We start from the raw sequence: 20,714 nt of genomic DNA, 5'->3' as shown, positions 1-20,714 counted from the left end.
CTTACAGCCCCTTTATCACAACAATAGTTGCTGTTACAATGATATTAAAAATCGCCAAAGGCATCAGCACTTTCCATCCGAGTGTTTGCAACTGATCGTAACGAAAACGAGGAAGCGTCCAACGTACCCAGACAAAAACAAAGTTCATCAAAAGAAGTTTCAGAGCAAATGTGGCAATTTGGATAACCGCTGTTGCAACATTGGTCGAGGTTTGAGTGAGTCCTAACAAAAGTAATGCTCCAAGCCCTGCGATGAAGAGCACATTAATTCCTATAAGCCCTTTTTGTAAAAAAGCACTCTCGCGGTTTCGCACATCCCCCGCTTTATGCCAACGGTTGTGTTTTTGAATCCAACGCATCGTATAAAAACTTGCTACAGGAAGCGCAAGGATGACGAACATTAAAATCCAAGGCATAAACGATTGAAGTGTTTGCGTATTGAGATACGGCAGATGATAACCGCCTAAAAAGAGTGTCACGATCAACGCAGAAGAGGCGCTCATTGCGACATATTCACCCACAAAAAAGAGTCCAAATCGCATCGCGCTGTATTCGGTGTGATACCCTCCGACAATCTCACTCTCACCTTCTGCAAGATCAAAGGGTGTACGATTGGCTTCCGCAAACGCGGTGACAATAAAAATAAGCGCTGCAAGAGGCTGAACAAAGATGCCCCATGCAGGGATAAATCCAAAAAGAAGCTCACCTTGGTATGCAACGATGTCCCCTAAATGAACTGAACCATAAGTAATGAGCAGTGAAACTACCGAAAGTCCCATCGCTGCTTCATAGCTGATGACCTGTGCACCTGCGCGCATCGCGCCCAACAGGGAATATTTATTGCGACTAGACCAGCCGCCTAACATAATGCCATAAACACTCAGCCCCGCAAACGCTAAAAACCACAGTATGCCCAAGTCTATCGGTAAACCCTGCATAATGAAACGCTCACCGTTAATGACGAGGTCATCTGCAAATGGCATGACCATAAAACTTAAAAAGGCAGAAGAAAAAACGATCACAGGAGCAAGTGAAAAGAAAAAACGCTCCTTGATGGCTTTAGCTTGAAAATCTTCTTTAAAAACAAGTTTGAGCATGTCGGCAAACGACTGTATAAGTCCGCCCAAGCGAATACCATTGATATGACAGCGGTTAGGTCCCAACCTATCTTGGATCAACCCCGCAACACGACGCTCAATCCAGACCAAAATAGGAGCAGCCCCCAAAGAGAAAAGCAGCGCTAAGATAATATTGATGATGACAATAGAGATGCTCAAGGTACTCATAACGTTATCTTTGGTGTATGTTTTAAGGAGTCAAAAGAGAGTTCACGAAGCACCTCATAAAAGAACAATTCTGCTTCCCAAACCTCTTTACATGTAAAGAGTGTATCCCCCAGAATAGGTGCTAAAATAGCAAGCAGGGACTTATGCCCGTGCTCATTTTTAATAGCTGAAGCACTGTACTGAACATAGCCATCCACATTGATGAAACTACCCTCTCTTTTGGTATGTGAAGCAATCGGTAAAACAAGCTCAACCTCTTTACATGTAAACTCACATGCAGAGCACAAAACAACAACACTCTTGGTATATTCCATGGATTTGAGGAGTTGTGCATCGCTACGTCCTACCATTACAACAAGCTCTGCTGCAACCAACGCATTTTGCAGTGCCACTTTGGAATCATTAATTCCAAGAAGAGGCAATGCTCTGGCATTTGCAGAGCGGTCATTGCATTTTAAGAAATCATCGCCAAAATGAGTATCAAAACGGGTCTCTTCATAGGCACAAAGCGTACCATCATAAAGCTTGGAAAGCTTTTGTACCCTGACCATCTCTTCTAAAGAAAGATTGGAAGAGATCACAAAAACCATCTTACCAAGATAACGTTTGAGCAGACGTAACAGTTTCCCTTCTGCATATTCATATTCACTTACCATACCACGAATCAAAGGATTAAAGTCAGCGTTTTCATTTTCTTTGGTATAGCTCAGTCTCCCCTCATCACAGATAAAATAGCCATTGATCTTCTCATTTAAGCGGGGGCGATAGCGGTAAACCATCTCGTCTTTGTACTTCTCTTTGTGATGATCCACAAAAATGGAACACCCTCTGGCACAGTGGTTGCAAATCGCCTCTTCACTGTGTAAAAACCAAACTCGTTTATGGAAACGAAAGTCTTTGCTCGTAAGTGCACCCACAGGGCAGAGATCGACCACATTCATTGCATACGGATTGGAAAGTTTAGAGCCTGGAAACGTGGTGATAACGGAGTGGTCGGCACGCGAAAGGACACCTAATTCATTGGTTTTTGTAATATTTTTAGTGAAACGAACACACCGTGTACAGAGCACACAGCGCTCTTGATCAAGCACAACATTAGCGCCTAAATCAACATGCTTTTCTCCCCTCGTTTTAGGGGTGCTTAAACGACTCTCATAAAGCCCCACGTCCATATAGTAATTTTGTAAAGAGCATTCACCTGCTTGGTCGCAGATAGGGCAGTCAATGGGATGATTGATAAGCTCAAGCTCTAAAATAGAGCGTTTAACGCGATCAATAGAAGCACCTTTTGTGCGAATAATCATGCCATCTTTAATAGGAGTATCACATGCGATTTGCGGACGTTTTTGTCCTTCAATTTCGACCATACACATACGGCAATTACCATCTTTTCCAAGAGCTGGATGGTAACAAAAATGGGGAATATTAATCTTGTTTGCGAGCAGTTCTTCAATCAACAAAGTACCCTCTTTAACCTCTAATACCGTTCCATCTACCGTAATATGCGCCATAAAATTGCTATCCTCATTTGGACGTTATGCCTCAATTCTAGCGAGCATATACTTTAAAATAGCTGTCGAAGCGAGTTTACTAGCGTTCTTGCGGAACTTATTTCAGAACAACCGCGTGAAAAGAAAATGAGCCCTTAATTTTCTCTCATACTGGCACAAAACTTCTCGCACACCTAAAAAAGATTTACTCAAAATTTACTCAAGAGATGTTAAACTCTTCTCACTTTTTTTTGAAGGATAGATACATGCCATCCTCTCGTTTTTAAATTTCTCGCCGTAGAAATTTTAGCGGTTGTACTCATTGCAGCATATGTTCTGATTGATGCCAAAGATGTCTACCAATGGTGGGTGGGAGAAACGAATTTTGTCAGTGCCGATCCAGCATGCGATCTGCATAAAAGTGCTTGTGACGTAACGCTGAGCGATGGATCACTCCTTCGTTTGGATATAGAACCTAAAAGCATCCCTTTAATGAAGCCATTGCACTTTAAAGTAACCACACCAAGTGATCTTCCGACGATTGAAATAAAACTTTTTGCAACCAATATGAATATGGGATTGCATACCATTAATCTCACGAAAACTGCTACAGGCATCTTTGAGGGAGAGGGAATGCTTCCTACATGTATTATGGGAAATATGATCTGGCAAACCAATGTGATTCTCAATCAAAATAAACACAGTCTGGGAGCCGTTTTTTCATTTAAAACCGACAAATAAAATATCAAAATTACATTTGTTACTAAAGGTAATCTTTTGAAAAGTGAATAGATATTCATCATTTAGGTGGTGATGAGTTATCTCTTTTTTGGTTATACTAGTTTTTTTAATTTTAATTGGATTTAGAGGAGTTACTGCCGTGTCTATTACCCAAAAAGGTGAAGAACTTCACTTTGACGAAAACCTTTTTATTGTCTCTAAAACTGACCTAAAAGGCAGAATTACCTATGCCAACGATCTTTTTATTGAGATTTCTGGTTATAAAGAACAAGAACTTATTGGCATGCCACACAATATCTTGCGCCATCCTGATATGCCTAAAGCTATTTTCAAACTTTTATGGGATCGTGTGCAAGCTGGAAATGAAGTTTTTGCGTACGTCAAAAATCGTACGAAGAATAATTATTACTATTGGGTTCATGCGTACATTACTCCCGTTACCGATACTAAAACAAATCAAATCATTGGTTATCATTCCGTGCGCCGTGCACCAAGTCCAAAAGGGCTTGAAGTGATTATTCCTCTGTATAAAAAAAATGCTTGATGCAGAACAAACAGGTGGTGTGCAAGCTTCTAGCGCACTTTTAGACACTACCCTATCTCAGTTAAAGGTCAGTTATGATGCCTTCATCCTCTCTTATGAATAGATCTTCTCTAGCCAAAATTCAAGATGCCAACCTTATTTCGCTGGTTATTTTTTTTATTGCATTCTGTTTAGAAGTTACCATTAATGGCTTCCATTGGATTCAAATTATCAATTTCTGTAATTTTGCATTGGGTTGGTTTATGTTTATCAATATTCGTAAAGTGCAAAAGACCATTCATGCCCTTGCCGATATTGTCAAAGAAAGCGAACACGGTAATTTGCATGGACGTATTGTTAATGTCAATGATGGGGGAGAACTCAAACTTCTCTGCTCCAATATGAACTCCCTTTTAGATAACTTCGAACTGGTTACAAAAGAGATAAAATCTACCATTTTAGCAGCATCTAAAGAAGATTTTAGCCGTAAAATTTTACAAAAAGGAATGCATGGCGAATTTAGGGAACAGACCAATATGGTCAATCAATCCGTTCGTGCTATGCAGCAAACTCATGAATTTATTGCACGAAATACTCTCAACGCTGAACTTGCGCAAATCAGCAGTGGATCGCATGACTTTTCTACCGTACAATCCAATTTATCCACCATTGTAGAGCGTCTTAAAGCAATTGCACACGATGGTGAAATCTACGCAGATGAGACCAAGGGCAGTTACCAAAATCTACGTGATACGATTGCTAAAATCACCTCGTTGGTCGAATTTGTAAATCAAAATGAACAGAGTATTGGTGTCTTAGCGCAACGAACTAGAGACATTAGTAATGTGGTTGACATGATCAATGATATTGCTGATAAAACCAATTTATTAGCGCTCAATGCCGCCATTGAAGCAGCTCGTGCAGGAGAACATGGTCGTGGTTTTGCCGTCGTTGCGGATGAAGTTCGTAAACTGGCTGAAACAACACAAAAGGCAACGGCTGAAATTGCAGTATCCATTAAGATGCTCCAACAAGAGACATCGGGTCTTGAGACCAATGCTGAAGCCATGAAAAGCGATGCCGATGCTTCCACTAAAACACTTGATAAATTAAGTGCGACTTTCAATAGCCTTATTTCTCACTCCAATACCACTTCGATCAATATCAATACCATTCAACAAACGATCTTCATTACCTTGGCAAAGATGAACCATGCTATCTTTAAATCTAATGCCTACAGTGCCGTTTATGTCAATGATAAAGATGTCGTATTTCAAAACCATGAGACATGCAGTCTTGGCGAGTGGTATCATCATGATGGCGAGAAGATTTTTGGAGAAACTAAAAGCTTTAAAGAGCTTTATAAGCCACATCAGAACTTCCACAACCATGTTCTCGAAGTCGCTAAATTGATTCATACTACCTCTTCTAATCTCTTAGATGAAAAAAACGCAAATTATCAACTACTTTAAAGAGATTGAAAATGAGAGTAAAACACTTTTTGTCACCCTTGATGCAATGATTGCAGAAAAAAATATTAAGGCGTAACCCTTTTTACATGTAAGGATTTTCCTTACATGTAAACTTTGTTTTAGGCTAAGGCAACAGTGTCTACATCCATAACACTGGGTAATTTAATGGTAAAAAGAGCTCCTGATTCTGTATTTTTGACATTGATAACTCCACCCATATTATTTTCAATAATCATCTTGGTCATATAAAGCCCAATACCTGTACCTTGTTTTGCATATTTGGTGGTAAAGTAAGGCTCAAAAATACGATCCATATGCTCGTTTGCAATTCCTCCACCATTATCTTCAATCACAATCAAAATGTATTTGTATCCCTTCTTGAGATAGAGCCGAATAAAAGGATTGTTAATCTCACGCTCACTGAGAACATCTTTAGCGTTGGAGAGAATATTAAGAAGCGCTTGGGCAAACTCATTGGGGTAGCCAAGCACCTCCATTTTTTCTGAAATATCAAATGAAAATTCGATGCCATGGTACTTCAATGAAGCTTGTAAAATAGAAATGGCACGCTCACATGCTTCACTGATTTCAAAGACTTCTTTCTCTTTGGAAGGTTTGAAAAAGTTTTGAAAATCACTGATGGTGCCAGACATAAACGAGTTTATTTTAACACACTGCTGAATAGATGCGAGCATATAGGCATCATCCAGATCATTGAATTCATGCTTCACTTGAAGGTTAATCAAAAGGGCACTCAGCTCCCCAAGGGGTTGCCTCCATTGATGGGCGATATTACCAATCATCTCACCCATACTGGCAAGCTTACTTTGTTGAATGAGCAGTTTTTCTTGTTCACTGCGTTTGAAAATCTCTTCATTAATCTTAGATTCCAAATTATCGATCATGGCATTGACGACATCTTTGAGCAGTCGCAATTCTTGAGCCTGTGCTGTCGCATGCAGACGTGAGGAGAGTTTTCCCATTTTAAGGTCATTGACCACATTAATCGCATCTTCGACAAAAATAATGTCTTGCTCAATATTTGCAGATGCTTGAGCAATGTTACGATTGAGCAGTTTTGACATATCATCAAGTTCATCTCTACTGTTCAATTCAATCGGTTTAGGTAGGATATTTTTAGTCTCCAAATAACCAAAAAAATCTTTAAGCCCCTCTTGCAACTTCAAAATAGAAGAGACAATATGGTTGGAGAGCAAATATCCTACAGTAAAGACTAAACTTGAAAGAGCAAGAATCAGTATGGCTAATTCATATTTCAAAGCCTGCGCACTGGTTTGAATGTCCGCAAAATTGTGTTCTGCTTGATTTACGGCATCATGCTGAAGGGCTTTAAGACGATTTAAAAGGGCGTAGTAGTGATCGCGCTCAATGGAATTAACGTGCACAAATGCACCCTCTTCAAAGCGTGCGGCAATATAAGTACAGGTTTTTTCAACACTGCTTGCGTAGGCTTCCCAAAAATCATACGTCTTGGAATCAAGCTTAAGAAAGTTTGCTTCAAGATTCTCACGCTGTTTCATAATATCGGCCTCAATCGTCTTACGATAATCCTCATTCGGCGACATGACTAAGGAAAGGCTCATTTCACGTAAAGCGTTAATCGGCTCAATGTAGTTCTCTTGCAAATGCTGGGTACTTTGTGAGTTTTCAAAAATGGTCGTGGCATTACTGATGTTTTCTTGTGAAAGTTTAAACGAGCGCTCCGCGAGGATTAGCATTCCAATAAATGAAACGCTAAACAATAGAAACAGTTTATATTTTATCTGGATCTTTTTCATGGTAATCGCTTTGGAAAGATGGGGGTTCGAAGCTCTTTAGGATACGGGTTATCACCACGAATCGACCAGTGTTGATCCGTAATTTTAGCTTTCCAAAAGGGCTGCATACCAATGCCAAGGGGCTCAAATACCAGCTCTTTATTCATAGCAAATACGGCATTTGGAATAGGAACAAACAACATATAGGCCTCCTCTTTCGCGCGATCTTGAATCTTTTTGCACACTATTTTAAAGCGGGGGTCGTCTTGTTCTAAAGTAAAAAATTCTTCAATATAACTCTTCATCAAGGCATCATGATGGACAAAACTCCATGGATTACCTTCTTGATAACGAATAAACACAGGCCAAGGATGCCTACCATACCAATCCTGTGTATTTTGAATCAAAATATCCCATGACTGCACATGTTTATGATTTTTTTGCATCAAATCATAAATCTCTTTTTCACTGGTCGTAATCGTATAGTGAAGCTTTACGCCATACATAGAGAGTTGATACTCAATTCCTTTCCATAAAAAAAGAAGCGAATCTTGTGTGGCAACATGCAACTCAAGCCCTTTTAAAAGGCGCTTGAGTGTTGCTGTATCTAAAGGGCACTGTGTTTTACTTAATGCTGCAGGATTAAGCCTACCCTCTTTTTTATAGGTAAAATCAAGCAAGCTTTGTTGATTCAAAGCACAGTTTAGAGCTTGGCGCACCTCTTTACGGGCAATGGGTGACGTATGTTTGAGAAGATTAAAATAGATTGTAAAATTATGCGTTGAAGGCATGGAGACAAGTTTAGCATACGGCGAGAGCATGGTTTCAATTTTTTTATTAAAGGGAATTTGCATAAAATCAAGCCCACCATCTTTAAACAGTGCTAAATTAAGGGCTTCAGATGTTGCAAGCTCCGTATAAAATGTGATTGTTTCAATCGAAGGGTACTCCCTCTGCCAATAATAAGGATTGGCTTTAAGCACCGCTTTGGGCGTCTGTTTGCGCCCCGTAATCATCCCTTCCACTAAGATATATGGTCCTAATCCATACGGTCCTGAGGCTTTAATATTGGCTCCCGTTTCCGCTCCTGCCCACCCAAATGTTTTGAGGTACGCCTCTGAGTAGATATAAATACGTGCAAGATCACGATAAAGCATCCCATACGGCTCAGAGAGATGCAGACGAATTTTATACCGTGAGACTTTTTCAATGCTTTTTAACGCGTGGTGAATATTGGTATAGTTGAAGGGTTCTTTTAAGAAATAACTAAAATTGTGGATAACCGAATCGGCATCAAAAGGTGTTCCATCTTGAAAGCGTACACCTTGACGTAACTCAAATTCATACAGAAGTGGTGAGAGTTTTGTACTCTTCACGGCTAGCGCATATTCCCATCCTGCATCATTTTCTGCAAGCCTTACCAACCCTTCATTGACCAAACGTGAGACATAGTTATAAGACATTGAAGGCAAAAAAACTTTGATATGTGATCTTGGGTCACGTCCCTGCAAAACATGCTTTACACGTGTGTCTTCAGAGTACTGTTCTTTTTCTATGCCAAGTTCAGCACCCCATAGCAGGTGAATAAGGAGACATAAAAGGAGGCTAAACCTCAAAACTGTATCCTGATTGAGAGTAATTTTTAATAAAACTATTCGGAAGTTTTTTTACGCAGCGACTTAACCAGTGTCCGAAGAGCCGCAATGCTCATATACTCCTCTTTCCAGACATTCATCTCTATCTCTTCGTAGCTAACGACCATCCCTTTTTTACGTAACAATAGCTCTAAAAAATCAGACTCTTTATGCGTGAGTTCAACTTCACTACCATCCGTGTGGATAATGCGTTTATTTTTTAAGTCAAACTGACAATTTTTACACTCAAGGAAAATGGAACGACCGAGTTCTATCTCGTTAACACAGAGTTTTAGCCCTCCCAAAAGTTCATCAAGAGCAATCGGTTTAATCAGGTATTTTTCGATCTTAAGCTCAATCGCACTGAGTAAATATTCTTTATCCGTATGTGCCGTAATCATCAAAATAGGCGTTGTTTTGTCGTTTTTTCTGATCTCTTTGACCATATAAAGCCCATCTTTTTTGGGCATTCTAAGATCGGTTAAAATGATATCGGGGCGCTGTTCATAGTACATATCCAGCCCCTCTTCACCATTACGTGCTTCAAGGACCTCTTTAAGATAATATGAGAGTGTATTGGCCATAGGTTTGCGAATTCCCTCTTCATCTTCCGCATAAAGTAATCGTAAAGATTTGAGTTTTTCCAACCAAAGTTCCATTCACGCTCCTTTTAAATGACTTTACATGTAAAGATTTTAGCCAATTTTATCTTTTGACACTATGAGTGAAAAAAACGCTTCGCCAGAGGGGACTGACGAAGCATACGAAGTGTTATTTTTGAAAATTTTGAAGGTACTTTTCAATGCTGAATTTCTCAGCTTTTGAAAGACCGGCTTGAACACCCATGGCGTCTATGATACTTGGCCAAACATTGGGTTCAAACTCATCTTCCGCATGAATAGGATGACATGCGCCACATTTGCCTTGAAAAAGGGCTTTGCCATTTGCCAAGATTTTAGCCTTATCACTTCCAAGGGCATCGCTTTTGACAAAACCTTTGACGGAGACATTAAGCCACACGGTATCGTATTCATCTTTTTTCTGTCCAAGAATTTTATACGCAGAGGCATTTTTTGCCTCAAATCCCACCATTAAAATACCTGTCTTTTCATAGGCAATGGTACTACCTTCTGGCATAAAGCCAACAAACTCAACTTCTGTAAAATCACCGCTTTTGGATAGTTCTTTAACAGGAGAAGAGACGATCAGCTCACCTAGAGCTGATCCTTCACTTGCGTCTGTATACAGTGATGCATTTTTGTTTAAAAATGCATCTCCAGCCGCAAACATCATTGTTGCAGCACACAATGGCGCTATAAATTTCACTATACGCATTAAATACCTTTGATTTTTGGGGCTTTAAAGATTCCAATCTCTGGAAGCTCCCCTTTGAATTTTTCGATCTCTACCAAAGCAGTTGCTTGATTTCCTTGTGCCAATTCGGAAGTGCCAACATCGGGAGTAAGCACATTGACATCGCCATGCACACACAACGAACCAATTTTACCAGGCACTTGTGGGTCATACCACGCACCCTCTTGCATTCTCACTGCACCTTCCATAATCGCTTCGGTGACCACTGCACCCCCTAGAACTTGTCCACGTTTGTTAAAGATACGAACCACATCACCATTTTGAATACCGCGTTTTTGCGCATCTTTCGTATTAATCCAGATGGGTTCACGCCCTTGGACTTCTTCTAAATCTCTGAGCCATGTGTTGTTAAGCTGTGAGTGAAGGCGGTATTTAGGATGTGGAGAGATAAGGTTGAGTGGGAACTCTTTGGCTACTTTACTTCCTAACCACTCCATTGGCTCAAACCACATTGGATGACCTTTGCACCCTTTATAGTTGTAGCCCGCAATTTTTTTAGAGAAAATCTCAATTTTGCCCGAAGGTGTTCCCAAACGATTAATCACAGGATTTTTTCTAAAGCCTTCCATCTTGATAAATTTTTTCGCACTTTCTGGAGTTTCAAAATAGACAAACCCTTTCTCCCAAAACTCATCAAATGTCGGCATAACCACACCCGATTTTTTGGCTTTTGCATACGAGGCATTGTAGAAGGACTTTACCCATTCCATTTTCGTTTTTCCCTCTGTAAACGCCAACACTTGTTCAGCGGTAAATCGTCTTAAGATATTGACAAAAATATCAAAATCATCCATCGCTTCACCATACGGTTTTGAAGCTTGCTTCATCGCAAAAATATAGGCATTGGATTGTGATTTTGTAATATCGTTACGCTCCGTTGTTAACGTCGTTGGAAGCACAATATCTGCCATTCGGGCCGTTGCTGTCCAGAAAGCATCTTGTACAACAAAGGTGTCTAATTTTTGCCACGCTTCAATCATACGGTTACGATCTTGATGATGATGGAATGGATTTCCACCAGCCCAATATGCCATTTTGAGATCAGGATATTTGTAAGATTTACCGTCAAAATTATAGTCTGCCCCTGGATTTTCTAAGCACTCAACGATACGTGATACGGGTATGACTTCCATTTTACGTTGTTTCCATGGACCATCCATTTTGGATTTAACACTAATGCCTGAAAGTCCCGGAGAGGCACTTGCGTACTCTTTGGCATTGGCATCTGCATTACTCAGTGTATTACCCGTAGCAGCGGCTGGCATAGGGACACCATTTCCAGAGTAGTGATAATTACATGCATAACCTCCACCAGGAAGACCGATTTGTCCGATCATACTTGCAAGCGTAATCAACATCCAGTTAGGTTGCTCGCCATGATGTGCTCTTTGTGTTGCCCATCCACCCATCAGCATCGTACGTTTACTCACAAACTCTTTCGCAAGCATTTTGATTATATTGGCATCAACACCACAAATTTTGGCTGCCCACTCAGGCGTTTTAGCGACCATATCTTCAGATTCACCCAAAAGGTATTTTTTGAATTCATCAAATCCAATCGTATATTTGTGCATAAAATCTTTGCTGTAAAGGTTTTCACTGTAAAGGTAATGCGCCATACCAAGCATCAAGGCAACATCAGTGGTTGGACGCACTTGAATATGTTCTGCATCAAAATACATACCGGTATTGTTATACACTGGATCAATAATATAAAATTTCAAACCACGTTTTTTAGCTTCTTCTTTGAGTTGTTTCAAGTAACCATACACTTCATGATCAGGAACACCCCACGCAATTTGGTTGGAGTTGACAAGATCAGCGCCCCAAAAAACGATGCATTCTGTATTTTCAATCAATACAGGATAAACCGTTGGTTGCGCACTTGACTCATCGGTACCTGTAATATAAGGGGTAATTTGGCGAATTGCATGGGTTGAATAAGTACATGTGCGTGAGGTATATCCTCCTGCAACACCAAGCATTCTTCCAAGAAGTGCTTGTGGGTTATTGAGGCTTCCAACACAAAACCATCCGTAACTTCCACCGTAAATGGCATCATGTCCAAAATCTTTATAAATACGTTTCATCTCATTGGCGACTAAATCATATGCGGTCTCCCATGATACACGAACGTATTTGTCAGACCCTCGTTTACTTTTGTCGCTTTTGTAACCATTTTTGAGATACCCTTCACGAACACATGGGTATAAAATACGATCCTGCGCATAAGTTCGAGCAGGTAATGCATCGATCATGGTTGAAGGATAATGGTCTCCCTCAAGAGGAATCGCTTGTTCAAAACGAGAATTGCGTACCCCTGTTTTGAAAGCACCGTAATGCGAAGCACTGATCCCTTCAGCCTTATCATTGAACAGTGAATCCCCTACTAAAGGAATTGCATTTGCGTTAACTGTCGCTACCGCAGCAATACCACCACTTGCTCTTAAAAACGATCTTCTATCCATTTTCTTTGTCATTGTGTTCTCCTTAGATTGAACAATTTTGAGATGAAAAACGTACAAATCTTAAATAAAAGTTACATTTATTGTGTAATTTTTATTTTTATGAATGAAGCTTAACGAAAAAAAATGAGTAATTAATGAGTATCTTTTCTACAAAACCGAGAAAGATTCTTCCTTAAAAAAAGAGGGCTTTAGTACCATCATGCCACCATAAACGGATAAGCTTTGTCTCAAAGCTGTTATCAAAAATGAGTTTAAAAAAAGAGCTCTTTTAAAGCGTGAAGAAGTTATCATAAAATCAAAAAGAGCTTGCATGGATTCGACATCACTTACCCACAACCCTATTCCATTACTTTTGCGCCAACTCTCTATTCCCGCAAGCCTTGGCATGCTTTTTAACACGCTCTACAACATCGTCGATACCTACTATGCTGGGCTTATTTCTACCGAAGCGCTCGCCGCACTCTCTGCCTCTTCCTTTCTTTTCTTTTTTGTCATTGGCATGGCATACGGTGGAACCAGTGCATTAACAGCGCTCATCGGTCACGCTTATGGAAAGCAGCATTTTTTCCTCGCAGGCATCATTGCCAAAAAAGGAGTCGCGCTGATTATTGGCGTAGGAATGTTCTTCGGGCTTTTAGGATTTTATTTCGCTTCAGAATTACTCACATGGATAGGAACGGAAGAGCGTTACCATGCGTTAGCATTGAGTTTTATTAAGGTTATATTGCTCGGCTCATCCCTCTTCTTTGCTAACTTTGCACTCAACAGTGTTCTTGTGGCAACAGGCGATACAAAAAGTTACCGCAATACGCTTATCTTTGGCTTTTTTGCCAATATTGTGCTCAATCCTCTTTTTATCTATGGTTGGGGCTTTATACCTGCTATGGGAATTGGAGGTATCGCTTTTTCAACTGTTTTAGTACAAGCATTTGGCGCAAGCTACTTGCTGTACAAAAGCCTACAAACAGGATTAATTAGTTTTACATGTAAAGAGCATTTTTACCCCGATATGCGTATTTACAAAGACTTAATAAGCCAAGCGACACCGCCTGGGCTAAATATGCTTATGATGTCTTTTGGTTCGCTCATTGCCCTTCATTTTGTGACACTTTATGGGTACCAAGCTGTCGCAGGATATGGCATTGGATACCGTGTGGAACAGTTGATGTTATTGCCCACACTTGGTATTAGCAGTGCCGTGCTAAGCCTTGTTTCTAACAATATGGGTGCGGGTAAATTTGAGCGTGTACGTCAAACACTTTTTTACGCTCTTACGTATGGCTATACGCTTAGTCTTATGGGTATGGGAATTTTATGGATTAGTGGAAAATGGCTTGTAGCACAATTTGATCCGAATGTCGATGTTATCGCATATGGTACCACCTATATCTACGTGATGCTTTTTCTTTTTTGTGGTTATGTAACGCATTTTGCATGTGTCGCAACCTTGCAAGGCATCAAAAAACCGACAATGATTTTCTACATTGGCTTCTTTCGTCAAATCTTAGCGCCAAGCATTGTCTACACGCTCATTGTCAGCTACTTTGAACTCTCATTTATATGGATGTGGATAGGGCTAGGCATCATTGTTTACAGCTCTGCACTCGCTCTTTTATACTACACCTATCGCAAAGTCAAAGCACTCTAACCATTTACATGTAAGCGCGCATACCTGCTTCGATACGTATCGTCTTAGTAACCAATGGCAAGGGCATAGAGCACCATACCATCGCTTTGCAAAAATGCCATGACCTCTTCATCATAATACGCCCCAATACCACTGCATCCAAAACCAAGATAGGTGCTAATCAAATAAAGACGATGCCCAATAATACCAGCTTTTTGTACCATCGCTTGGTAATTTTGTTCATCATGCCCAACTAAAAAAAATGTCACTCCACTCTCCTCACCTAAAGCTTGCTCCAAACAAAGATAGCCAGCTTTGCGTGCAAAATCACCACTTTGCAGATAACTCCCCTCCTTCCAAACGCCTTGCCACATCCCTTCGACACGGTTGATAATTGCATAGAGTTCTATTCCAACATCACAGTCACTTGGAATCGGTTGTGTGATGAAGTCCATGACCTCTAAAAAGTCTTCTTTAGAGATTGACTTTTGTATAAAATCACGAATAGAACGACGTTTCCAAACGGCTTGAGTGAAGCGCTCTTTATCCACTTCAAGCAGCGGTTGTGTCGTTTGTGCATGCAAAGTAAGTTCGCAGGTTTCATCATAGGCTTTTTCCACACATTCGTTAACTTCAAAATTTCCTGTACCGTTCACATAAGGAAGGTGCATTGATATCTCTTTACATGTAAAGCGTTTATCTTCTTCTCCTACAATGGCGGCACTGAGAAAAAATTCTTCTTTGCCAAATTCAAAAAGTTTATTTAATGCCTTTTTTTCAATACCGTATAAAAGATGATACGCCTTATCACTAAGCCTACACGAAGCTTCTAACGTGCCTATCATATGCCCTGTATCGTGTAAACAGTAGCGAAATGCGCGATCTTTATATTTCCATGAAGAACGATAATACAGTGCTGAGAAGAGAAAGACAAAACCCTTTATTTTCTTTACATGTAAAAGGCTTTCCACCCCTTCATCCTCTGATAAAGGATACAATAACACCAGTGACGTCTCATAAGGCGAAAGATGGTAAATGCCATCCTGAAAGCCTTCAATACAACGTATCTGAACATAGACTTCCGTAGGATACAATGCTCCAGCACTCGGGTTTGTACGCAAAGCATAAGTGACCCCTGGGTAACTTTTCTGTGCTGTAATACCTCCAATGAGATAAAAAAAGCGATGATCTGGATTTTTTTTATCAAGAGGAATACGAGCAAATGTTTCAGGATAGATTTTAAACTGTTTGGGTGGATGATCCCAGTCGATGCTGTGAGATTTGGTACGTACAGAACGGTAAGAGTGCACCGTTTGAGCATGATAGGCTAACATGACTTCTCCTTTATTGTATGCTACACTCTCATTCATATGGAATGCTTTACATGTAAAATTTAATTATGCAAAAACAGCACCTTTAAAAATTTGTTTTTCTATAATGTTTGAAAGGAGTCATGATGAACTATGTTACAAGCAATCAAAACGTCTCCATACCCTGCATGCTGTATGGCACTGCATGGAAAAAAGAACGCACAGCAGATTTAGTTGCGTTAGCCCTTCAAAGTGGTTTCAGAGGGATTGACACCGCATGTCAGCCTAAACACTATGAAGAGGCATTGGTCGGTGAAGGGTGTGAACGTTTTTACGCCAAAGGTGGGAAACGAGAAGAGCTTTATCTCCAAACCAAATTTACCCCATATGACGGACAAGACCCGCTCAGAATGCCTTACGATCCACATGCTTCTTTAGAAGAGCAAATCATCACGTCATGCGAAATGTCCAAACAAAACCTGAAAACACGCTATCTGGACTCACTCTTACTCCATTCGCCACTCTTCCCTTATAATAACTTGCTTAAAGCATGGAATGTGTTTGAATCACTGTTTGAAGAAGGTGAAGTACGTCAAATAGGCATTAGTAACTGTTATGATCTCTCGCTTTTACAAACGTTTTATGAGCATGTTCGTATTAAACCCTCTGTTGTACAAAATCGTTTTTATGCAGATGTTCATTACGACAAAACACTTCGTTCTTGGGCAAATGAAAGAGGCATTATCTATCAAAGTTTTTGGACTCTGAGCGCTAATCCTCACATTTTACATTCACCCCCAATGAAAGAAATAATGAATATTTACGGAAAAAGTGCTGAACAAATTTTTTACCGTTACGTGATTCAAAAAGGGATCGTACCACTCAATGGAACAACATCAGCTTTGCATATGAAAGAAGATTTAACTATTTTTGAATTTTTGTTAGATGAAAAGGATGTTGAGAGAATAGACGCTTTACTCTAAGCGTCTATCAAGAAGGGTTTAAACGCTATTTTTTAGCGCATGGTTTTTTTGTACCGCAGGTTTTAGTCGCTGCAGGTTTTTCAGCTTTCGTATCTTCACTGACAGTTTTCGCTGCTGGTTTTTTACATGCCATCGTTTTCTCCTTATAAAGATTTTATAAGTGAAATTATACTCCCATATCAACACCGTAATCGCTAAAAATAACTTAAAAGTTCCTCAAATAACTATCTTTTTGATCTTCCTTTGGCTTTAAATAGAGTGATCATAACCACTGCACTAATAATCAGTACCGTTGCGATCAATGATTTAATACTCATCACTTCGTCTGCAAAGAAGTAACCTAAAAAGAGTGCCACAATTGGATTAACAAAAGCATACGTTGAGGCCAAATAAGGCGATACATTTTTTAAAAGCCACACATAAGCACTAAATCCCAATAAAGAACCAATGAAAATTAAATACAACACTGCCATAAGTGAGCGAGAAGAGAACGCTTCAGGATCAAGGTGTTGCCACTCACCTGTAAGTGTCCCCACAATCACTAAAACAGCGCCCCCTGTTACCATTTGCATTGCTGTTGAGAGCATCGTAGAAGAGGGCAAGATTGCTTTTTGAGAATAAATAGAACCTAGTGACCATAATATGGCGGCTAAAAGCGTAAAGAGTAGTCCCCCCGTATCAAAATGAAGATTCTCTTGATGCGAAGGGTACATCAAAATTGCCACGCCTAAAAAGCCAATCAGCGTTCCAAAGAGTGTACTAATATTGGGCTTAGATTGAATTTTCATCAGCCATCCCATCACAATCATCCATAAAGGAACCGTTGCAATAATAATGGCAGCAATCGAGCTAGGAATACTCCTTTCTGCAATCACAACAAGCCCGTTACCACCCAAAAGTAGTAATGTACCAATGATGGTCGTATCCCGCCATTCAATGAGCTTAGGATGCACTCCTTCTTTATAGAATACAAAACCATACAAGAGTATGCCTGCAATGAGAAAACGAATCCCTGCCATTAGAAAGGGAGGAAACGTTTCAATGGCAATTTTGATTCCTAAATACGTACTGCCCCATATAATATAAACAGACAAAAGTGCTATAACAATAGCAATTGTTCTTTTGGATTTTTCAGATAAATTTGCTTTTACATGTAAAAAATTCATTCTCATTTCCTTAGCTTTGGTAAAGGTGATTCACTAAAATAATTTTTAGTTTTTTGAAAATAAAAAGATGAATGGTGTCCCCAGCGCGATTCGAACGCACGGCCTTCAAATTAGGAATTTGATGCTCTATCCTGCTGAGCTATGGGGACGTAAGGGGAAAATTGAAGTAAAAAAAAAGCCGAATGCGTTTTCACACATTCGGCTTTAGCAAAAATGGTATATTAACCGTTACGTTTTTTGATAATCTCTTCAGCAACGTTTCTAGGAACTTCGTCATAATGATCGAATTCCATAGAGTAAGAAGCACGACCTTGTGTTTGAGACCTTAGATCTGTAGAGTAACCAAACATTTCAGCCAATGGGCAGAATGCGTTAACAATTTTGTTACCACTTCTATCATCCATAGAGTTGATTTGTCCACGACGTCTGTTAAGATCGCCAATAACATCACCCATAAAGTCCTCAGGTGTCTCAACTTCCACTTTCATAATTGGCTCAAGAATAACTGGTTTTGCCTTACGACAACCCTCTTTGAAGCCCATTGAAGCAGCGAGTTTAAACGCCATCTCAGAGGAGTCAACATCATGGTAACTTCCATCATAAAGGGTAACTTTAACGTCTTCCACTTTATAACCAGCAAGAACACCCGCACCAAGTGCCTCTTTAATACCTTTATCAACGGCAGGAATAAATTCTTTTGGAATCGCACCACCTTTGATATCGTTAACAAACTCATAACCAGCACCTGCATCTTGAGGCTCGATTTTGAGGTAAACGTGACCGTATTGACCACGACCACCTGATTGTTTTGCGTATTTGTACTCTTGGTTAACGCTAGCACGAATCGTTTCACGGTAAGCAACTTGTGGTTGACCAACTTCCGCACTTACTTTAAACTCTCTAAGCATACGATCAACAAGAATCTCTAAGTGAAGCTCACCCATACCGGAGATGATCGTTTGACCACTCTCTTCGTCAGTCTCAACTCTAAAGCTTGGATCTTCTTGTGCCAATTTTTGAAGCGCAATACCCATTTTCTCTTGATCCGCTTTGGTTTTAGGCTCAACGGCAACAGAGATAACAGGATCTGGGAATACCATTCTCTCCAAGATTACAGGATCTTTTTCACTTGCGAGCGTGTCACCCGTCAATGTCTCTTTAAGACCTACAACCGCACCAATTTCACCAGAGTGAAGTGCTTTGATCTCTTCTCTTTTATTGGCATGCATTTTTAATAAACGGCCAATACGCTCTTTTTTATCTTTCGTTGTATTGTAAGCATAACTTCCGCTTTCCAATGAACCACGATAAACACGAACGAACGTTAATTGACCAACGAATGGATCGGTCATAATTTTAAACGCAAGTGCTGCAAATTCGCCTTCGTCTGTAGAATCAACCACACACTCATGCCCATCTTCGTATACACCTTTAATCGCATGCACTTCAGTAGGTGCAGGCATATAATCGATAACAGCATCTAACATTGGTTGAATACCTTTGTTTTTAAAGGCTGTTCCACAAATCATAGGAATAAATGTCATTGCAAGACATCCTGCTTTAATACCTGCTTTAATTTCAGCTTTCGTAAGCACTTCACCACCAAGGTATTTTTCCATCAACTCATCACTGGTCTCAGAAACAGCTTCAACCATTCTCTCATGATACTCTTTAGCTTTATCCGCAAGTTCCGCTGGAATTTCAACCACTTGGTAGTTTGAACCCATCGCAGCATCATCATCCCAAATAAGTGCTTTCATCTCAACAAGATCAACAACACCTTTGAAGTTTTCTTCTGCACCAATAGGAATTTGAATAGGTACTGGATTTGCTTTTAAACGATTTTTAATTTGTGCTTCAACGTTATAAAAATCTGCACCAACACGGTCCATTTTGTTAACAAATACCATTCTTGGTACTTGGTAACGATTCGCTTGTCTCCAAACGGTCTCAGACTGTGGTTGAACGCCACCAACGGCACAAAATACAGCGACAGCGCCATCAAGAACACGCATAGAACGCTCAACTTCAATCGTGAAGTCAACGTGGCCTGGAGTGTCGATGATATTAATTTGATGATCTTTCCATGTACATGTTGTTGCAGCAGAAGTAATGGTAATACCTCTTTCTTTCTCTTGCTCCATCCAGTCCATTGTTGCAGCACCATCATGTACCTCACCAATTTTATGAGAGATACCGGTGTAAAAAAGGATTCTTTCAGTTGTTGTGGTTTTACCTGCATCAATGTGCGCAGCAATACCGATGTTTCTAACCATTTCAATAGGGGTATTTCTTGCCATTATAATTTCCTTGTTATATTAGGAGTGTAGTTCTGAAGAAAGGGATGTTTACATGTAAACATCCCCAGCGTCATCTTACCAGCGATAGTGAGCAAACGCTTTGTTTGCTTCTGCCATTTTATAAGTATCTTCTTTTTTCTTAAAGGTAGCGCCTCTACTATTAGCCGCATCTAAAAGTTCATTGGCCAACCTCTCGATCATGGTTCTCTCACTTCTTTTACGAGCGTAAGAAACCAACCATCTAAGAGCCAATGCTTGTTGACGAGTTGTTCTAACTTCGACTGGAACTTGATATGTTGCTCCACCGACACGTCTGCTTTTTACTTCCATAACAGGCTTAACGTTATCGATAGCTGTATTGAAAATTTCAATCCCTTTGAGTGTTCCGCTTCTTTTTTCAGCGAGTTCTAATGAACCATAAAATACTTTAGTAGCAACACTCTTTTTTCCATCGAGCATCAACGCATTGATAAACTTTGTGATAATTTTGCTATTGTAGATTGGATCTGGTAATACTTCTCTTACAGGAGCTTTTCTTCTTCTCATACTATTTCCTTCAAATT

General features: G+C 40.0%; 15 protein-coding genes, 1 tRNA gene and 2 pseudogenes. 6 read left to right on the top strand and 12 right to left on the bottom strand.

Annotation, left to right across the window (positions count from 1 at the left end; all coding sequences use genetic code 11):
• Position 1: 1 nt before the first annotated feature.
• Positions 2-1,285 carry a complex I subunit 1/NuoH family protein gene (locus Sdiek1_RS02275; RefSeq protein ID WP_087437707.1) on the bottom strand — a complete coding sequence of 428 codons (1,284 nt, stop codon included), beginning with the start codon at positions 1,283-1,285 and terminating at the stop codon, positions 2-4.
• A complete protein-coding gene (locus Sdiek1_RS02270) occupies positions 1,282-2,796 on the bottom strand; it encodes an NADH-quinone oxidoreductase subunit G (RefSeq protein ID WP_087437706.1) in 1,515 nt (504 codons plus the stop codon). The genes Sdiek1_RS02275 and Sdiek1_RS02270 overlap by 4 nt, the downstream gene beginning before the upstream one ends.
• Before the next feature lie 348 nt (positions 2,797-3,144).
• Between Sdiek1_RS02270 and Sdiek1_RS02265 the strand changes: the two genes are divergently transcribed.
• The 4 genes and pseudogenes from Sdiek1_RS02265 to Sdiek1_RS15650 all read left to right on the top strand — a co-directional run bounded on the left by Sdiek1_RS02265 (position 3,145) and on the right by Sdiek1_RS15650 (position 5,511).
• Positions 3,145-3,516, top strand: a complete 372-nt coding sequence (locus tag Sdiek1_RS02265) for a hypothetical protein (RefSeq protein WP_238099104.1) — start codon at positions 3,145-3,147, stop codon at positions 3,514-3,516.
• A 139-nt stretch (positions 3,517-3,655) separates the two neighbouring features.
• Positions 3,656-4,163, top strand: a pseudogene (locus Sdiek1_RS02260) (PAS domain-containing protein).
• 709 nt (positions 4,164-4,872) lie between these two features.
• Positions 4,873-5,163 (top strand): annotated as a pseudogene (locus Sdiek1_RS15655) (methyl-accepting chemotaxis protein); the annotation flags it as partial.
• 81 nt (positions 5,164-5,244) lie between these two features.
• Positions 5,245-5,511: a CZB domain-containing protein gene (locus Sdiek1_RS15650; protein ID WP_238099253.1), complete on the top strand. Its 267-nt coding sequence runs from the start codon at positions 5,245-5,247 to the stop codon at positions 5,509-5,511.
• 119 nt (positions 5,512-5,630) lie between these two features.
• Here the strand turns inward: Sdiek1_RS15650 and Sdiek1_RS02250 are convergent, their stop codons facing one another.
• From Sdiek1_RS02250 to Sdiek1_RS02230, 5 genes are all read right to left on the bottom strand, one after another.
• A complete protein-coding gene (locus tag Sdiek1_RS02250; RefSeq protein ID WP_087437704.1) occupies positions 5,631-7,310 on the bottom strand; it encodes a sensor histidine kinase in 1,680 nt (559 codons plus the stop codon).
• On the bottom strand, positions 7,307-8,905 hold the full coding sequence (locus Sdiek1_RS02245; RefSeq protein WP_238099102.1) for an ABC transporter substrate-binding protein: 1,599 nt from the start codon (positions 8,903-8,905) through the stop codon (positions 7,307-7,309). The genes Sdiek1_RS02250 and Sdiek1_RS02245 overlap by 4 nt, the downstream gene beginning before the upstream one ends.
• Before the next feature lie 35 nt (positions 8,906-8,940).
• Positions 8,941-9,582, bottom strand: coding sequence for a response regulator transcription factor (locus tag Sdiek1_RS02240; protein WP_192866762.1), 642 nt, complete (start codon positions 9,580-9,582; stop codon positions 8,941-8,943).
• 112 nt (positions 9,583-9,694) lie between these two features.
• Positions 9,695-10,258: a hypothetical protein gene (locus Sdiek1_RS02235; RefSeq protein ID WP_087437703.1), complete on the bottom strand. Its 564-nt coding sequence runs from the start codon at positions 10,256-10,258 to the stop codon at positions 9,695-9,697.
• Positions 10,258-12,777, bottom strand: coding sequence for a molybdopterin-dependent oxidoreductase (locus tag Sdiek1_RS02230; RefSeq protein ID WP_087437702.1), 2,520 nt, complete (start codon positions 12,775-12,777; stop codon positions 10,258-10,260). The genes Sdiek1_RS02235 and Sdiek1_RS02230 overlap by 1 nt, the downstream gene beginning before the upstream one ends.
• Before the next feature lie 298 nt (positions 12,778-13,075).
• On the opposite strand from Sdiek1_RS02230, the gene Sdiek1_RS02225 reads away from it, so the two are divergent.
• A complete protein-coding gene (locus tag Sdiek1_RS02225; protein ID WP_087437701.1) occupies positions 13,076-14,413 on the top strand; it encodes an MATE family efflux transporter in 1,338 nt (445 codons plus the stop codon).
• A 44-nt stretch (positions 14,414-14,457) separates the two neighbouring features.
• Here the strand turns inward: Sdiek1_RS02225 and Sdiek1_RS02220 are convergent, their stop codons facing one another.
• A complete protein-coding gene (locus Sdiek1_RS02220) occupies positions 14,458-15,726 on the bottom strand; it encodes a SagB family peptide dehydrogenase (protein WP_087437700.1) in 1,269 nt (422 codons plus the stop codon).
• 122 nt (positions 15,727-15,848) lie between these two features.
• Here Sdiek1_RS02220 and Sdiek1_RS02215 point away from each other — a divergent pair, with 122 nt between their 5' ends.
• A complete protein-coding gene (locus tag Sdiek1_RS02215) occupies positions 15,849-16,685 on the top strand; it encodes an aldo/keto reductase family protein (RefSeq protein WP_087437699.1) in 837 nt (278 codons plus the stop codon).
• A gap of 224 nt (positions 16,686-16,909) precedes the next feature.
• Here Sdiek1_RS02215 and yedA read toward each other — a convergent pair whose 3' ends face one another.
• From yedA to rpsG, 4 genes are all read right to left on the bottom strand, one after another.
• Entirely contained in the window at positions 16,910-17,851 is a 942-nt protein-coding gene (gene yedA, locus Sdiek1_RS02210; RefSeq protein WP_161491972.1) for a drug/metabolite exporter YedA, read from the bottom strand.
• Between the two features lie 72 nt (positions 17,852-17,923).
• A tRNA-Arg gene (locus Sdiek1_RS02205) sits at positions 17,924-18,000 on the bottom strand.
• Positions 18,001-18,072: 72 nt separating this feature from the next.
• Positions 18,073-20,151 (bottom strand): elongation factor G, encoded by a 2,079-nt coding sequence (gene fusA, locus Sdiek1_RS02200; RefSeq protein ID WP_087437697.1) that lies wholly within the window; start codon positions 20,149-20,151, stop codon positions 18,073-18,075.
• 75 nt (positions 20,152-20,226) lie between these two features.
• Positions 20,227-20,697 carry a 30S ribosomal protein S7 gene (gene rpsG / locus Sdiek1_RS02195; RefSeq protein WP_087437696.1) on the bottom strand — a complete coding sequence of 157 codons (471 nt, stop codon included), beginning with the start codon at positions 20,695-20,697 and terminating at the stop codon, positions 20,227-20,229.
• Positions 20,698-20,714: the final 17 nt, after the last annotated feature.

The organism is Sulfurospirillum diekertiae (genome assembly GCF_002162315.1).
Taxonomy (GTDB): domain Bacteria; phylum Campylobacterota; class Campylobacteria; order Campylobacterales; family Sulfurospirillaceae; genus Sulfurospirillum.
This window is presented reverse-complemented; position numbering and strand designations above follow the sequence as displayed.

Coding starts and splice junctions, on each gene's coding strand:
- Sdiek1_RS02240 (WP_192866762.1), bottom strand. CDS start 9,582: ATGGAACTTTGGTTGGAAAAACTCAAATCTTTACGATTACTTTATGCG.
- Sdiek1_RS02275 (WP_087437707.1), bottom strand. CDS start 1,285: ATGAGTACCTTGAGCATCTCTATTGTCATCATCAATATTATCTTAGCG.
- yedA (WP_161491972.1), bottom strand. CDS start 17,851: ATGAATTTTTTACATGTAAAAGCAAATTTATCTGAAAAATCCAAAAGA.
- fusA (WP_087437697.1), bottom strand. CDS start 20,151: ATGGCAAGAAATACCCCTATTGAAATGGTTAGAAACATCGGTATTGCT.
- Sdiek1_RS02230 (WP_087437702.1), bottom strand. CDS start 12,777: ATGACAAAGAAAATGGATAGAAGATCGTTTTTAAGAGCAAGTGGTGGT.
- Sdiek1_RS02215 (WP_087437699.1), top strand. CDS start 15,849: ATGAACTATGTTACAAGCAATCAAAACGTCTCCATACCCTGCATGCTG.
- Sdiek1_RS02220 (WP_087437700.1), bottom strand. CDS start 15,726: ATGTTAGCCTATCATGCTCAAACGGTGCACTCTTACCGTTCTGTACGT.
- rpsG (WP_087437696.1), bottom strand. CDS start 20,697: ATGAGAAGAAGAAAAGCTCCTGTAAGAGAAGTATTACCAGATCCAATC.
- Sdiek1_RS15650 (WP_238099253.1), top strand. CDS start 5,245: ATGAACCATGCTATCTTTAAATCTAATGCCTACAGTGCCGTTTATGTC.
- Sdiek1_RS02225 (WP_087437701.1), top strand. CDS start 13,076: ATGGATTCGACATCACTTACCCACAACCCTATTCCATTACTTTTGCGC.
- Sdiek1_RS02235 (WP_087437703.1), bottom strand. CDS start 10,258: ATGCGTATAGTGAAATTTATAGCGCCATTGTGTGCTGCAACAATGATG.
- Sdiek1_RS02250 (WP_087437704.1), bottom strand. CDS start 7,310: ATGAAAAAGATCCAGATAAAATATAAACTGTTTCTATTGTTTAGCGTT.
- Sdiek1_RS02270 (WP_087437706.1), bottom strand. CDS start 2,796: ATGGCGCATATTACGGTAGATGGAACGGTATTAGAGGTTAAAGAGGGT.